Raw genomic sequence first — 15,881 nt, forward strand, 5'->3', positions numbered from 1 at the left:
GACGATGAAGATTAAACATTTTTTACTCGCCAATGCCGTGCTGCTCAGTGCAGGTTCGGCGCTGGCGGCTCCGGCAGACAACGGCGAACTGATTAAACAGGGCGAGTATCTTTCACGCCTGGGCGACTGCAGCGCCTGCCACTCGCTGCCCGGCAAACCGGCTTTTTCCGGCGGCCTGGCGATCGAGTCAAACCTGGGCACCATTTATTCGACCAATATCACGCCGGATAAAGAGCATGGCATCGGTAATTACAGCGAACAGCAGTTTTCCGACGCGGTACGTAAAGGCGTGCTGCCTGACGGCAAACGGCTGTATCCGGCTATGCCTTATCCTGATTACGCTAAAATCAGCGACGAGGATATGCACGCGCTTTACGTCTATTTTATGCAGGGCGTGAAGCCGAGCGCGGAACAGCCGCCGGAAACCGATCTGAGCTTTCCGTTCAGCCAGCGTTGGGGCATGCGCTTCTGGAACTGGGCCTTTGCTTCCGATAAGCCTTTCCGGCCGATTGGCGGCGCTTCGGCCGAGGTTAATCGCGGCGCCTATATCGTCGAAAGCCTGGGTCACTGCGGCAGCTGCCACACGCCTCGCGGACTGGGCATGAACGAAAAAGCGCTCGACAGTGGCGACAAGGATTTCCTTGCCGGCGGCAGCCTGAACGACTGGGAAGTGCCTTCGCTGCGCGGCTTACCGCGCTGGACGGAGCAGGAAACCATCGATTACCTGGCGACGGGCCGCAACGATAAGGCAGCGGTAGGCGGCGAGATGACCTCGGTGGTGGAGCACAGCACCTCTTATATGAGCGAGGCAGATCTGAAAGCGATCACGGCCTATCTGAAGTTCCTGGGCGGCAATCCTTCACTGCCTGCCGGTGACGACAAAGCGGCCAGCGCGACGGAGGCTAAGCTGACGGCGGCCAAAAACCTGACCACCGGCGAGCGTCTCTATCTGGATAACTGCGGCGCCTGCCATTTTGTGACGGGCAAGGGCGCGCCTGGCGTCTTCCCGCAGCTGGATCAGGCCACTATCGTTAACGCAGGCGATCCGACGGGGCTTATCCATACCATTCTGGCCGGCGCACAGCAGCCTTCAACGGCGAAAGCGCCTTCCACGCTGGCGATGCCGGGCTTTGCTGCCCGCCTGAACGACGAGGAGGTCGCGCAGCTGGCTACCTTTATCCGTCAGGGCTGGAGCAATAAAGCCGCTGCGGTGAAAGCCGACGACGTGAAAAAAGTGCGCGAAACGCTGAAGCACTAGCGGTAACAGGAGAGGCGCAACGCCTCTCCTTTTTTATGCCTGAACTGCCTTTCCCGTTATATCAGAAAAAAATCCAACGTTATGCGGGCCACTTCTGTGTATTTAGCCAGCTTTACGCCTTTAACCTATATATCAAACGGTTATCAAGGATCGCCAGGCTGCGTCGTTTGCATCGCCTATCAATATGAATAATCAGTGACAGCGGAACTCCACTGTATTTTCCGCCACTTAGCTCAGGTATCAGACGTTCCGGCTAATCAGACGTTCCGGCTAAGGAGATATACCGTGCTATCGGGGATCAGAACCGCTTTCGCATCAGCATCAAGCAGCGCACAGCGCACCACTTCATCGCAAACCCGTCATGACATGCTCCGGCAGCAGGACGCTTCGCCCAGCCAACGCGGTGGCGGCACACTACAGAGCAGCGAGCCGCCAGACACCGCGGGTTTGCAGCAGGGCAGCGCAGCGCGTGCGCCCGGCCAGGGACGTTTTCGTGCCTTTAGCCATCTTCCGCTGTTTAAGAAAAACCACGCCCGCGCGACGATAGCCAACCCGGAAAGCCATCCGCTGCGCCCGCTAAACCAGCTGGACGTTGCCATTCCCTCTATAGCCGAAGGCGCGCTGGAGCAGGAGATTATGACAACGCTGGCCGACCGGCTGGCGCATCAGCCGGAGGAGAAAGGCTCGCTGGGCGTGCAGCTGACCGCAAAGCGCAACGCCGCTATCGCCGCGCCAGCGGGCCGTGACGCTCAGCGCGCGCTGCTTAAGCAGACCATTGGCCATCCCAAAATGCACTATCAAAGCGTGGCGGCCAATAAAAACGGCCAGCAGCACGCGTTGCTGAGCGACGAAGGTAAACTGCTGTCGCTGCACTCATCGCGGGATACGCTGGTCGGCGTGGCCCACAGCAAACCGGCCTGGGCAAGAGAAGAGACGCCGGGCAGCGCATTTCCCCGGCGTAAAGCGGCAGAGGTCGTTGACCACCAGCTGACGTTCAGCGAGGACGGCGGCAGCGTGCAAATTCGCCGTAGCGATGCGCCCGGCGGACGAGCAGCCGAGGTAAAGCTGCCGGATGCCGCCGTACTCAGCCAGCTTACCGGCGTGCATCATCAGGCGACGCCCGACGGGGGCCGCGCATTTTGCCTCAGCGACAACAAACTTTATCAGCTGGCTTCGCATGAAGAAGGCTGGCAGAAGGTCGACCTTTTCGGCGACGACAAAGACCAGTCGAAGCTGTCACGTCAGGGCGACAACTCGCTCTATCTGATCCATGACGATCGCCATCTGCATCATTTATCGACGCAAACGCAGAGCGCGCGCTTTGCCGATAAAATCAGCGGCGCCTCTGTGGCGGCGGATGGTCAGGCAATCGTGCTGCTTGCCAGCGAAGAGAGCAAGCAGCAAAGCATTAAGCTGCTGCCGCGCATCGACAGCCCGGAAGCGCAACACCGTACGCTACAGCCAATACCGGCTAAAACTTCGCTGGCGGCGGTAGCGCAGACCGACAGCCTGGTTATCGCCGCCGATCATCAGGGCCGTCTGCTGGTGGCGAATCGCCCCGGCGAGGCGAACGAGCTTAATTTTGGCGACGCGCAAAGCCTGAGCCTGCGCGACGCGCTGCATCAGCAAATCGCCGACGCTATCGGCGACCGCTTTCACGTACAGAGCCTGCTGTGCGGCGAAAACGGCCAGCTGCATGCGGTGGTAAAAGACAGCATGGACAGGCAGCACGCTATCGCGCTGAACCCTCATGCAGACAGGCCGCAGATGGCCTCCGGCTGGAACCTCAGCGACAGCCTGGTGATGGATTACCAGAAAGGCCTGCCAAAACCCACGCCGGCCCGTACCGATATCGTTTCCATTGGCGCCAACGGCAAGCTGGCGCTGCACGACGGCAAGGTGCGCTTCTTTAACGAGCTAACCAGCAGCTGGGAAGCGACAGAGGTCAAAGCCGACCAGCTGCGCGCCGGGCAGGACGGCCAGGCCTGGGCGCTGAAAGATAACCAGCTGAAAAGGCTGAAGGTCAACGTAGCCAGCAACAAAATCAATTTTCAGCAGAATACCTTTGCGCTGCACCAGGTGAAAAAAAGCGTCAGTGAAGAGCTGGCGATGCCCGGTCTGGATAAAAAACAGAAAACCGTCGCGGCCAGCGCGCTGGACGACGGGCGTTTCGTCACGCTGGAAGAGCAGGGCGATATCCATTTTCATCACGTTGATACGGAAAGCCGCCGTAACAAGCGGCTGCCGCAGACGCTTTCGCGTCAGGCGCTGAGCCAGGCGATGAATCAGGCCGGTGCGGTACTGAGCCGTCTTCCTGAGGATCGGCTTGAGCATAAAGCCAAAGACATAGTGCTTGGCCCGGAAAACCGCCTGTTTATATTGAGCGATAAAGGCAAAGTTTTCAGCCTGCCTGCCGAGAGCTGGCAGCAAGGAAAAGTTACCGACATGCAGGCGGAGCGGCTGCCTGCGCCGCTGAAAGATGAACTTGGCGAAGCCGCCGAGGCGCTGCCGGTTAAATTTTATGGCAACCAGAAAGGCACGCTGCTGCTGGAGAGGGATAATAAACAGGTACTGACGCGAGACGAGCACGACTGGCATCCGGTTTCCGCCGATATTTCTGCGGGCGTGCACGATACGGAAAATCAGGCCGATCGGCATTTTGAACGACTGAGCGCCGCCACGCGCGATGCCAAATTGAGTAAAACCGGTCTTACCTACAAGCGCGAGGTCAACACCTTCGGGCAGTCCGGTCACGACGGACACAAAGTCCATACGCCTTTCCGCACGCGGCTCAGCACCTTTGTATTCCGTCCCACGCTGGAGACGCCGCGCCCGCTAAAAAACCTGGGCAATCTTGTGCAGCACGCGCACGGCGGTCGTCAGGGCCTGACGGCGATCTATCAGCAGCAGTCGCAGCAGATAGCGGCGCTGACGCAGCATCTTAAACGTCAGCCAAAAGGCAGGGCGGAAGAGCCGCTCAGCCTGAAGCTGAAAACGCTGGCCGCGCGGGAAGATTTGCCCGGCTGGTTCGGCGAAATGCAAAAATTCAATACGGTGCTGGCAGACAGCGCCGCGCATCAGGCCGGTCTGCTTCAGCAGCATTATGGCGCGCAGAGCGGCGCAGGTAGGCAGCTTGATAAGCTGACCGGCAGCCTGAATCCGGCCAGCAGCCAGGGCGACGATCTGTTGAACAAGCTGCAACAGCTTTACGCCTTGCATCCCAGCGGTAAAGGCAATCACGCGCAGCTCTCCCTGGCGGCGATGCGCGAGAGCAACGTCACGCTTTCCTGGCAAAAGCCCACGGAGGCGATCCCGGCAGGGATAAATCGCGACAAGCACGATCCGATGGGGCTGACGAAATCCCGCCTGATCCTCGACGGCCTGACCAACGTCAAAATGCACGATTTAACGACGCGCCTGACGCGCGCGCTGGATTTACAGGGAGAACCCCGTGAAAAAGCGTTGCAGGCGCTGGGGAGAGAGTTCCGCGAGCTGCGGGATGACGAGTGGGAAAATAATCCGCTTAAACAGCTCACCGGCCAGGGATTTACCGGGAACGACAGGCTGGAGGCCAACTACGACGCCATCAAATCCATGACCAAAGCGTTCAGCAAAACGAACCACGCGATGAACGTCACCACCCGCACCGTGATGCAGGCCGAGGATCAGCAGCTGCTTGCCCGCAGGCTGGAAACCACGGTGCTGGACATGGATAAGGGCGAAAGCCTCTCTTTCAGCCGGGCTTACGGCGCAGCAACCACCATCAGCGCGCTGCCGGGTTCACAGGTCATTGCGGGCGTAGGCGGCAGAGGCAGTCTGGATCGCGGCTACAGCATGAGCCTGACGCGAGGCGAAGGCGGCGTGACCGTCAGCTTCGGGCGCGACGGCGGCGGCGCGTTAACCGCCTTTACCGGCCTGGGCTACAACCTGCTGACCGGCTATATGAAAGATCCGGCGCACGATGTCGCCGTCGATCAGCAGCGCAATCTGGCGCCTGCCGTTCGGCTGGGCGGGGTCTTCTCTGTCACGCCGCTGGATCTAAAAAAGCAAAACAGCGTCAGCTTCGAGATTACCGAAGCGGAACTGCCCGCTTTTATCGAAGGGCTGACGCAGGGCACGCTCGATCCGCTGGCGCTGCTCAACCGTGGAATAAATCACAGCGTGAAGCATGGCGAGGTGCTGAACGTCAGCCTGGACGCGAATGCCGCCGCGCTGGCTTCGGCGGGCGTGCCGTTGACCAACAAACATGAAAAGGATACGCCTGCCAGCTTCCGCGTGGGCGGCGGCGCTTATGCAGGCGTTAACGTGCTTTCCGGCACACGGGAAAGAGGCGCCACCACCAAAGAAAGCAGCAGCGCCATCAGCCGCAGCAATAACCGTCCGCGCGGTCTGAACAAAGCCAGCGTGGGCGTGAACTTTGCGTTGCCGACCGGCGTGCTGATTAAGGGCGAAACGGGACGGACGCCGATGTTCGCCGGGCCGGCCGCCAGCGTGCAGCTTTCGATAGATAACAGGACAAAGCAGAGCCTGGCGATAGAAACCAAAACGGCCCGGCCGCTGGCAGAAGTGCATATCGACAAGCTGACCGAAACGCTGGGGAAAAAATTCAGCGATCCGGCTACGGCGGCGCTTATCGCGTCGCTGAAGGATAAAGACGATGAAACGCCGCTGACGCCCAGGCAGAAGCTGGACAAGCTGGACGCGCATTTTTCGCCGCGCGATCTCCGCGAAAAAAGCAACGAACAGCAGGCCGCGTTGCGCGATCTTGATAAGCATCTGCGTCAGCAAAGCGCGGCGGAGCGGGGGCAAAAACTGTTGCAGGGCGGCGAATATCAGACAACCTACGCCAACCTGAGCAAGGTCGACAGCAACGGGCTGTGGCATCAGCTTTCGCATCTGCTCGACGGCAGCCTGAATGCCAGCAACGCCAACAAAATGCGCGAGCTGATGAAGGACGACCACCAGCTGCAAACCCTGATTGCAGCGCTACAGGACAACGTCAGCACCGAGGCGACCGTCACGCTGGAGCTGAAGGACGAGGTACGGGAGAGATTAGAGCAGCGCTGGTTGGAGCAGGGCAACAGCCCGGAAGAGATGCAGGCCGAGCTGACCAACCGCGATAATCTGCGGCTTAAATCCATCGCCTTCACCAAGTCGCAGGTAAAAACGGACGGCTTCGCCACGCCCGCTTTTCTGCTTGGCGGCGCCAACAGCGCTTCGGTTTCCATGAAGCGTAACCTGGGAAAAATCAACTTCAGCTACGGCGAAGATCAGGATAAACCGGTCAATTATGCGCTGGAAGGGCGTATCGCCAAAGCCACGACGGAACTTGCCGGCGCGCTGCGCCAGGGGCAGGAACAACACTTTGTGCTTAAAAGCTAACGGAGACAGGCATGAACGCAACAGAGCAGCTTAATCACTTCCTGGCCGGGTATGGCCGCCGCCTCAATCTTAGCCTGAGCCTGAAAAACGGCGTGTGCGCGCTGATGCGCAACCGGCACGAGGTTGCCATTATCGAACTGCCGCCGGACAGCGACTGCGTGATTTTCCACCGCAGGCTGGAGGATCTGCAAAGCGCTGCGGAAAGTCACTTGCGCACGCTATTGGCGCTGAATTTTGAGATGAATGCGATGCGCGGCTGCTGGCTGGCGATGGATGGCGACGACGTTCTGCGGCTTTGCAGCCAACAGCCGCTGGCCTCTCTGGATGCCACAGGCTTTAGCGCAGCGCTGAATGCGTTTATCGTGCAGGCAGACGAAGTCGGCGAATTTCTGGCCGAAAATCACCGCGCCGCCTGACTTAACGCAAATTATTGCCGGGCAGCGGATCCACAATTCATTCACAGTGTTAAGAAAGGGTCAGGGCGAGGTAAAGTACGGTAATTAAAGAGGTTTTAAGACAGTTAGCGATATTTTTAAGGCCAGGGTTAGACGATAGTGTCGTTCAACGGTGCGACAAAAGCCGTGAGCAAATCGAGGATATAACCATGAAAAAAACGACCCTGGCGCTGTTGATTGCCGTATTTTCAGCAAGCTCGCTCTTTTCAACCGTTACGCAGGCCGACGGCCCTCCGGGACAGGCGTGGCATCATCAGGGCGGACATGAAGGACACGGCGGCCCGGGCGATCGTGACAGGCCTGGACGTGGCCCGGATCGCGGCCCCGATTTCGATAGTCACAGAGGTCATGGCCCCGATCGCCATTTTGAAGAGCGCGACCGTTTTGCCTGGCAGGGGCATGAATTCCATCGCGGCCAGCCGTTGCCGCCTCGCTTCCGGGGTAACGATTACCGGGTAAACGACTGGCATGCTCGCGGCCTGCACGAGCCACCGCGCGGCGAGCGCTGGGCCTCTATCGACGGTAACTATGTGCTGATTGCCGCTGCGACAGGCGTCATTACCTCTATTCTGCTGAACAACGCTTTTCACTAAAAGCCACTTGCCGACATCGCAGGATGTCGGCATATTTTCACGCATTTCACGCATTTCACGCATTTCACGCATTTCACGCATTTCACGCATTTCACGCATTTCACGCATTTCACGCATTTCACGCATTTCACGCATTTCACGCATTTCACCCGTTGGCTTTTTTGCCCCTTTCACCAAAGCAGACCGCTGCCCAAATCCCGCTATCCGACTAATGAAATTCTTTTTCTTTGTTGCAGTAATTTTCATCAATATTTCAGAGGATTGCCGCATTTTCCTCGCAAAAAAACGCTGGTGTTTTTTTGTTCATATCCTATGATCGCATCAAGGCTGGCTTAGGCTAAAGGGAGAAAAAAATGGAGCAAAAGATGAAGCTACTGGAAGGAAAGGTCGAGAAGCTGCTGATTGACGTTGCCGTTATCAAAGCGAACTACGCCACGAAAGTCGATATAGAAAGCGTCAGAAAAGAGCTACATTCCTCGCTCAACACGCAAACCATCTGGCTAATCGCCGCGCTGTTTGTGGTGCTGGGCGTTGGGCTGGGCGTGGCCAGGCTGATTTTTTAAACGAATGCCCCTGTTTTCCTGACCATCTCAACAGGGATAAAAAAGGGCTGTTCAAAAAGGACAGCCCCCCGATCGGTCTGGTAAGGCAGATTAACTGCCGTTAGTGATGCGCGATCACCGAGACGATTGCGCCGGTCGCGATGGCAATCAGCACATAGTTACCATCAATGTTCTGCCAGCGATGGCCCGCCGGTGGCGCTTTCAGGCCGCGTTTATGCCAGTCATTTACCTGATAGCCTTCGCCGCGATATTTTTCCGGCAGCGGGCGGCCCTTGCGGAATTCCGGATGCGCTGCCTGACGGCGCTCTGCCGGATGCGCGTTGTGCCGGGGGTCGCGGTGCTGTTCTGGTTGTGAATTGCCGTGCGATGGATTGCCGTGCTGCTGCTCATGCTTAACCGGCGGCTGGCCGTCCTGCCGTGGCCCCTCGGCAAACGCGCTCAGGCTGGTGGCGAATAAAAGCGCGGAGAGGGCAATAGCGCCTGACTTTTTCATTTTCATTTCCTTGCAGGTCTGATTTTTTCTGGTCGATGGCGTTAATCTGGGGGGCAGGCGGGCGCTTAACAATATCATTATTCTTAAGAAGCAGAGGTTTAACGGTTAATTTACGCTTTGCTGGCAGAAAGCTGACAGGCTTCGCCGCTTCTGTCGGGCGCGGCGGTAAAGCCTGTTGTCGCAAAAGGTAAGGCAAAGTTCGCCGCTTCTGTCAGGCACGAGCGGCAAAGCCCGTTTTCGCAAAAGGTGAGGCAAAGTTCGCCGCGCTTGTCGGGCGCGGCGGTAAAGCGGGATTACGGCAAATATCAGGCGATATGGAACGCCTGCTCCAGCATAAAGCGCAGCTGCGCCTCGCTGTACTCGATCAACGCGTTCTTGCTGTTGGCGCGTGTCAGGATCCAGTCGGCCTCGGCCTGCGTGAGCGGCGGCGGATCCTGCCAGAAAGGCGTGATGGCTTTATCCTGTAGCCATGAGGCCAGCATACGCGCGGGCGGCAGCGTAAAACCGGGGAAAAGCGCGACGGCCAGCTCGTCCATCAGCTTTTGCTGTTGCGCATTTTCACTGTCGTTCAGCAGCTGTAAGAACGGCAGCAGCAGACGCCCGCACACTTCGCCGTGGTGATAATCTTTAATCGCGCCCAGCTCGCCTGCAATACCGTGGATTACGCCCAGCCCGGCCATGCTCAGGCTCAGCCCGCCCTGCCAGGAAGCAATCATCATCTGTTCGCGTGCCAAATCGCCCTGTTCGCCAGGATCGTTCAGATAAGGCCACGCGCTGAGAAAAGCGCGCAGGCCGCTAAGGGCAGCGTGACGGCTGAACAGATTGCCTTTGGCAGACAGATAAGCTTCAAAAAGATGGGTGAAAGCGTCGATAGCGCAGCAGGCCAGCACGTGGTCTGGCGCGCCGCGCAGCAGATCGGGATCGAGGATCGCAACGTGCGGCACAAAATGGGCGTGACGCAGCGAAGCCTTCACTTTGATGTCGGCTTTATCTGTTACCACCGCGTTTTGCGTCGCCTCGCTGCCGGTTCCGGCCGTGGTTGGTACCGCAATCACGGGCAGCGTGTTGCCGCTTATCGGCGTATCGCCCACCTTTTCCAGATAGCGCAGAGTATTTAACGGATGCTGACTTACGGCGGCAAAGGCTTTAGCGGCGTCCAGCACGCTGCCGCCGCCAATTGCCACCACGCGCGCGGCCCGATCGCGCCAGCGTGCCACCAAGCCGTCGATTTCTTCAGGCGATGCTTCGTGGCGCACCACTTCAATCCCGATCAGCAGCGGCTCCAGCTCGGCTTTTATTTTTTGCCAGGCTTCGCTCTGTAAAAACGAGTTGGCGCAAAACAGCAGCGTCGGCTGCGGATCTTCGCTTAGCAATGGCACCAGCTTGTTCAGGCTGCCACGGCCAAAAAAGGTTTGTCGGTTTGCTATCTGACTGACGATCATTTCTGTCCCTCGGCACTTAAAATAAAAACAGGTTTGCGCACTCAGATGGCGCGCGCAGGGCAGCTGAAGGTAATCATCCTGTCCTGCTGCGCGTTGATCACGCTAAAGCGGGTATCGGAAAGCCGCTGCGCCAGCCAGCCCTCTCTGGTCACGGCAGAAGGAATATATTGCTGCGGGTTGCTGGAGTAAAGCTCGCCGCTTTCCAGCTTCAGCTTGTCCATAGTGACGTGAAAAGAGGTAAAGCGGTCGATAATTTTACCTTCGGTATTGCCCAGAACCTGGCCGCTCAGCGTTTCGACTTTACCTTCGCAAACCATACCGCTATTGCCGGAGGAACAGGCAGACAGCAGCAGCGGGGCCGCAATCAGTAAAGCCGTCGTGGGGAAAAGGTCGGAGAGTTTTAGTGGATCCAGCCAGCGCATGATATTCCCTTAACAACGGATAATGGCCTAAGTATAGCCTTCGCTCTGGATCCGCCCTGTAAAAGCGTAAAACCGCACAAAAAGCGGGGTCAAGCCGCGCCGCGCGGGGATGTAACGAACCTATTATCATTTTGTGGCTTATTGCTGAATCAGTTCAGCCAAATCTTTAACAACGGTTGCAAACAGGTTATTGAGTGCTACAATCCGGACGTTTTTGATACTTTCATCTTATTCTCAGCCTGCGCACAGGCGTTTGCACGGGCGGAAAGCGCAATTACCCTTATTTTGCAGGGGATTAGCAGGCAAGTTTCAAAACAGCTTGTATACTTTTTCTGCGCTGGCGATTTTATCGACAGCAGAGAAGCTTTATCGGGCGTCAGGCTGCACGCATTCTGGCAACGAATTGATCAACCGAACCAATCCTGTGAATAAAAAATCTGCTCTTTTATTGACGCCGCTGGTCCTGCTTCAGCCTGCGACCAGCCATGCACAGTCTGCCGCCGCGCAGAAGGATGCCGCCTCCACGCCGGAGAGCTCGCTGATGGTCATCAAACAGCGCAGCGGGCTTTCTGAACTGGATACGCCAGCCGCCGTCAGCGTGGTCAGCGGTCAGCAGCTGCGCAACAGCGCGCCACAGGTGAATCTGTCAGAAACGCTGGGCAGCGTGCCCGGCCTGCAAATTCAGAATCGACAGAACTACGCACAGGATCTCCAGCTCTCCGTTCGCGGCTTTGGCAGCCGTTCCATGTACGGCGTGCGCGGCGTGCGCGTCTATGTTGACGGCATCCCGTCCACCATGCCGGACGGGCAGGGCCAGACGTCTAATATAGATATCAATTCGGTTGATAAGGTTGAAGTGCTGCGCGGCCCTTACTCCGCCCTTTACGGCAACGCTTCCGGCGGCGTGGTAAATATCGACAGCGAAACCGGCAGCCAGCCGACCACCTTAACCGCAGGCACTTATTACGGCAGCTACGGCAGCTGGCGCAACAGCGTTAAAGCGAGCGGCGCCACCGGCGACGGTACGCATGCGGGCGACGTAAACTATATGATTTCCGGGTCGCGTTTCACCACGCACGGTTTCCGCGACCAGAGCGGCACGCAAAAAAGCCTGGGCAACGGCAAATTCGGCGTGCGTATCGATGATGTCAGCACGCTGACGCTGATGTTTAACAGCGTTTCGGTGGATGCCAACGATCCGGGCGGCCTGACCCGCGACGAGTGGAAAGCGAACCCTCGCCAGTCGCCGCGCGGTGAGGCCTACAATACTCGCAAGAGTCTTGACCAGACCCAGCTGGGCCTGCGCTATCAGCGCGAAATGAGCGATAACGATCGGCTTACGCTGACGGCCTGGCACGGCGAGCGTCACACCACGCAGTATCAGTCGATCCCCGTCGCCGTACAGAAAAACCCGGCTTATCCGGGCGGCGTGATCGTGCTGGAGCGTAAATATTCCGGCGTGGATACGCGCTGGCAGCACGACGATCGGCTCGGTTCCGTGCCGTTCAGCCTGATCGGCGGCCTGGACTATGAAACCCTGACCGAACGTCGTCAGGGATTTGAAAATTACCGTATCGATAACGGCAGCACGCTGTTGGGCGAGAAGGGCAGCCAGCGCCGCAACGAAAAGAACGTGATGTGGAATCTCGATCCTTATCTGCAAACCAGCTGGAACCTGACCTCAAAATGGACGCTGGATGCCGGGCTGCGCTACAGCACCGTCAGCTTTGATTCCACCGACTATTATATGACCGCCGGCAACGGTGACGATAGCGGTAGCAAGCGCTATCACAAGCTGTTGCCGATGGGCTCGCTGAATTATGCGCTGACCGACGCCTCCAATCTTTACTTCTCTGCCGGTCGCGGTTTTGAAACGCCGACGATTAACGAGCTTTCCTACCGCTCCATCAGCGGCAGCCAGACCGGGCTGAACCTGGGCCTGAAGCCGTCAACCAGCGACACCTTCGAGCTGGGCAGCAAAACCCGTATCGGCTACGGTTTATTTACCGCCGCGCTGTTCCAGACCAATACCGATAACGAGCTGGTGGTGGCGCAAAGCAGCAACGGCCGCTCCGTGTATAAAAACGCGGGTAAAACCCGGCGTCGCGGCCTGGAGCTGGCGCTCGATCAACAGTTCGCCGAAAACTGGCAGCTGAAAATGGCCTGGACGCTGCTGGACGCTACCTACCGCAACGAAACCTGCGATAGCGCTGGCAGCTGTACGCCTTCCGGCAATCGCCTGCCGGGTGTGGCGAAGAATATGGGCTACGCTTCTTTAGGCTGGCTGCCGGAAGAGGGCTGGCACGCGGGCGCGGAAGTCCGCTATATGGGCAGCATTCAGGCCGACGATGAAAATGACGCTAAGGCGCCATCCTATACCGTTGCCAGCCTGAATAGCGGCTATCGTTTTAACTGGGATAAGTGGTCGCTCGATACCTTTGCCCGCGTCGATAACCTGTTTGACAAAGAGTACGTCGGATCGGTCATCGTTAACGAAGGCAACGGACGCTACTACGAACCGGCGCCGGGACGGAATTACGGCGTCGGCGCAACGCTCACTTATACCTTTATGTAAACTCTAATCCAGAACAGCCAGCCGTCGGGCGTAAGCCTGGCGGCAGGTTCAAAGCACCGGGATGGATAAGCTGTATGTAACCGGGTGTTTTTTTTACGATTGGGCTGCTGCCTAATCGAAGACGTTAAATTTTGGTAAGGTCCATACTATGCAAAGTAAAGCACCGTTATCACGGACTCTCGTGATCCTTACGGCTGTATTTGCCGCACTCAGCGGGTTATACCTGCTGATTGGCGGTATCTGGCTGGCCAAACTCGGCGGCTCGTTCTACTACATCATCGCGGGTGTGGTTGAACTGGTTGTCGCCTGGCTGCTGTTCCGTCGCCGTTCTTCAGCGCTGATGCTGTATGCGGTATTCCTGCTGGCAACGCTTATCTGGTCGTTGTGGGAAGTAGGCTCAGACTTCTGGGCGCTGACGCCGCGTCTGGACGTGACCTTCTTCCTCGGCCTGTGGCTGGTGCTGCCTTTCGTTTACCGTGGATTGTCTCAGGGCAAAGCGGCACGCGGCGCGCTGAGCGCGGTGCTGGCGGTTACGGTTATCGCCCTGGCTTACGCGGTGTTCAACGATCCGCAGGAAATCAACGGCTCGCTCAGCACGGAACAGGCCGCGAACGCTGAAAAATCGGCTGACGGCATCGCTGCCGGCGACTGGCCTGCTTACGGTCGTACCCAGGCCGGCACTCGCTATTCGCCGCTGACGCAGATCAACGATAAAAACGTTGGCCAGCTGAAAGAAGCGTGGACCTTCCGTACCGGCGATATGAAGCGCCCAACCGATCCGGGCGAAATGACTGACGAAGTCACCCCGATTAAAATCGGTGATTCCCTGTACCTGTGTACGCCTCACCAGATCCTGTTTGCGCTGGATGCGGCTACCGGTAAAGAGAAGTGGAAATTCGATCCGCAGCTGAAAACCGATCCTTCCTTCCAGCACGTAACCTGCCGTGGCGTTTCCTATCATGAAACCCCGGCGGCGGCCGATGTGCCGGCTGGCGGCAAGCCTGCGCTGTGCGCACGTCGCATTATCCTGCCGGTGAACGATGGTCACCTGTACGCACTGGATGCGGAAACCGGCGCGCTGTGCCCGGAATTCGGTGAAAACGGCAAGCTGAACCTGCAGCAGAACATGCCTAACGCGCGTGCTGGTGCTTACGAACCGACTTCTCCGCCAATCGTTACCGATACCACTATCGTTGTGGCCGGTGCGGTAACCGATAACTACTCCACCAAAGAGCCTTCTGGCGTGGTGCGTGGTTTCGATGTCAACACGGGTAAACTGCTGTGGGCATTCGATCCGGGCGCGAAAGATCCGAACGTGGTGCCGGAAGGCGAGCAGCACTATGTGGCTAACTCACCTAACTCGTGGGCGCCTGCTGCTTACGATGCCAAACTGGATCTGGTTTACCTGCCAATTGGCGTAGCTACGCCGGATATCTGGGGCGGTAACCGCACGCCAGAAATGGAGCGTTACGCGACGGGTATGCTGGCGCTGAATGCGACCACCGGTAAAGTGGCCTGGTTCTACCAGACCGTTCACCACGATCTGTGGGATATGGATGTGCCGGCCCAGCCGACGCTGGCGGACATTACCGTTAAAGACGGCAGCACCGTTCCGGTTATCTATGTACCAACCAAAACCGGCGATATCTTCGTTCTGGATCGTCGTAGCGGTAAAGAAGTCGTTCCTGCGCCAGAAACGCCAGTGCCTCAGGGCCCGGCAAAAGGCGACCGTCTGTCTCCTACTCAGCACTTCTCTGAGCTGACCTACCGTCCAAAAGACAAGCTGTCCGGCGCGGACATGTGGGGCGCGACGATTTACGATCAGCTGATCTGCCGCGTGATGTTCCACAGCCTGCGTTATGAAGGCCCGTTCACGCCACCGTCAGAGCAGGGCACCCTGGTATTCCCGGGTAACCTGGGCATGTTCGAGTGGGGCGGTATTTCAGTTAATACCGATCGTCAGATTGCCATTACCAACCCAATGGCGCTGCCGTTCGTTTCCCGTCTGATCCCACGTGGTCCAAACAACCCAATGTGGCCGGATGAGAACGACAAAGGCGGTAGCGGCAGCGAGACTGGCGTTCAGCCGCAGTACGGCGTGCCGTACGGCGTGACCCTGAACCCGTTCCTGTCTCCGCTGGGCTTCCCTTGTAAGCAGCCAGCATGGGGCTACATCTCTGCGGTTGACCTGAAAACTAACGATATCGTGTGGAAAAAACGCATCGGTACCGTTCGTGACAGCTCGCCGGTGCCGCTGCCGTTCAAAATGGGTATGCCTATGCTGGGCGGCCCAATCTCTACGGCGGGTAACGTGATGTTTATCGGCGCAACGGCGGATAACTATCTGCGTGCGTTCAACGTCACCAACGGCGAAAAACTGTGGGAAGCGCGTCTGCCAGCTGGCGGCCAGGCAACCCCAATGACCTATGAAGTGAACGGCAAGCAGTACGTGCTGATCGCGGCAGGTGGTCACGGCTCCTTCGGCACCAAGCTGGGCGACTATATCGTTGCCTATGCGCTGCCGGACGATGCGAAAAAATAAGTCCGAAGCCGCTGGCTTCTGACGGATAACAAGGGCGGCCTTCGGGCTGCCCTTTTTTTATAGGCTGGCGACAGGGCGCAAAGCCTGCCCAACAGGAGCGCCGCCGAAAGAGAAGCAATGCAGAATGATTATCGGTATAGTCAGCCTCGCTTATTT

10 protein-coding genes are annotated in these 15,881 nt (G+C 57.9%); 7 read left to right on the plus strand and 3 right to left on the minus strand.

Annotated features, from left to right (window positions below; genetic code table 11):
- Positions 1-4 precede the first annotated feature (4 nt).
- From ACVWZ0_RS06630 to ACVWZ0_RS06650, 5 genes are all read left to right on the plus strand, one after another.
- A complete protein-coding gene (locus tag ACVWZ0_RS06630) occupies positions 5-1,258 on the plus strand; it encodes a c-type cytochrome (RefSeq protein ID WP_253454977.1) in 1,254 nt (417 codons plus the stop codon).
- A gap of 285 nt (positions 1,259-1,543) precedes the next feature.
- Positions 1,544-6,640: an AvrE-family type 3 secretion system effector gene (locus tag ACVWZ0_RS06635; protein WP_253454976.1), complete on the plus strand. Its 5,097-nt coding sequence runs from the start codon at positions 1,544-1,546 to the stop codon at positions 6,638-6,640.
- 11 nt (positions 6,641-6,651) lie between these two features.
- The gene (locus ACVWZ0_RS06640; RefSeq protein ID WP_253454975.1) at positions 6,652-7,056 is read left to right on the plus strand and encodes a type III secretion system chaperone; all 405 of its coding nucleotides are present in this window, start codon (positions 6,652-6,654) and stop codon (positions 7,054-7,056) included.
- Positions 7,057-7,244: 188 nt separating this feature from the next.
- Positions 7,245-7,688 (plus strand): RcnB family protein, encoded by a 444-nt coding sequence (locus ACVWZ0_RS06645; protein ID WP_253454974.1) that lies wholly within the window; start codon positions 7,245-7,247, stop codon positions 7,686-7,688.
- 365 nt (positions 7,689-8,053) lie between these two features.
- Positions 8,054-8,251 carry a hemolysin XhlA gene (locus ACVWZ0_RS06650; protein ID WP_253454973.1) on the plus strand — a complete coding sequence of 66 codons (198 nt, stop codon included), beginning with the start codon at positions 8,054-8,056 and terminating at the stop codon, positions 8,249-8,251.
- Positions 8,252-8,351: 100 nt separating this feature from the next.
- Here the strand turns inward: ACVWZ0_RS06650 and ACVWZ0_RS06655 are convergent, their stop codons facing one another.
- The 3 genes from ACVWZ0_RS06655 to ACVWZ0_RS06665 form a co-directional block, all read right to left on the minus strand.
- Positions 8,352-8,744 (minus strand): RcnB family protein, encoded by a 393-nt coding sequence (locus ACVWZ0_RS06655; protein ID WP_253454972.1) that lies wholly within the window; start codon positions 8,742-8,744, stop codon positions 8,352-8,354.
- Positions 8,745-9,049: 305 nt separating this feature from the next.
- A complete protein-coding gene (locus tag ACVWZ0_RS06660) occupies positions 9,050-10,186 on the minus strand; it encodes an iron-containing alcohol dehydrogenase (protein WP_253454971.1) in 1,137 nt (378 codons plus the stop codon).
- Between the two features lie 41 nt (positions 10,187-10,227).
- On the minus strand, positions 10,228-10,608 hold the full coding sequence (locus tag ACVWZ0_RS06665) for a hypothetical protein (RefSeq protein ID WP_253454970.1): 381 nt from the start codon (positions 10,606-10,608) through the stop codon (positions 10,228-10,230).
- Positions 10,609-11,071: 463 nt separating this feature from the next.
- On the opposite strand from ACVWZ0_RS06665, the gene pqqU reads away from it, so the two are divergent.
- Positions 11,072-13,183, plus strand: a complete 2,112-nt coding sequence (gene pqqU, locus ACVWZ0_RS06670; protein WP_394148856.1) for a TonB-dependent receptor PqqU — start codon at positions 11,072-11,074, stop codon at positions 13,181-13,183.
- A gap of 148 nt (positions 13,184-13,331) precedes the next feature.
- A complete protein-coding gene (locus ACVWZ0_RS06675) occupies positions 13,332-15,725 on the plus strand; it encodes a glucose/quinate/shikimate family membrane-bound PQQ-dependent dehydrogenase (protein WP_253454969.1) in 2,394 nt (797 codons plus the stop codon).
- Positions 15,726-15,881: the final 156 nt, after the last annotated feature.

The sequence above is a fragment of the Erwinia sp. TECH1 genome, assembly GCF_054057575.1.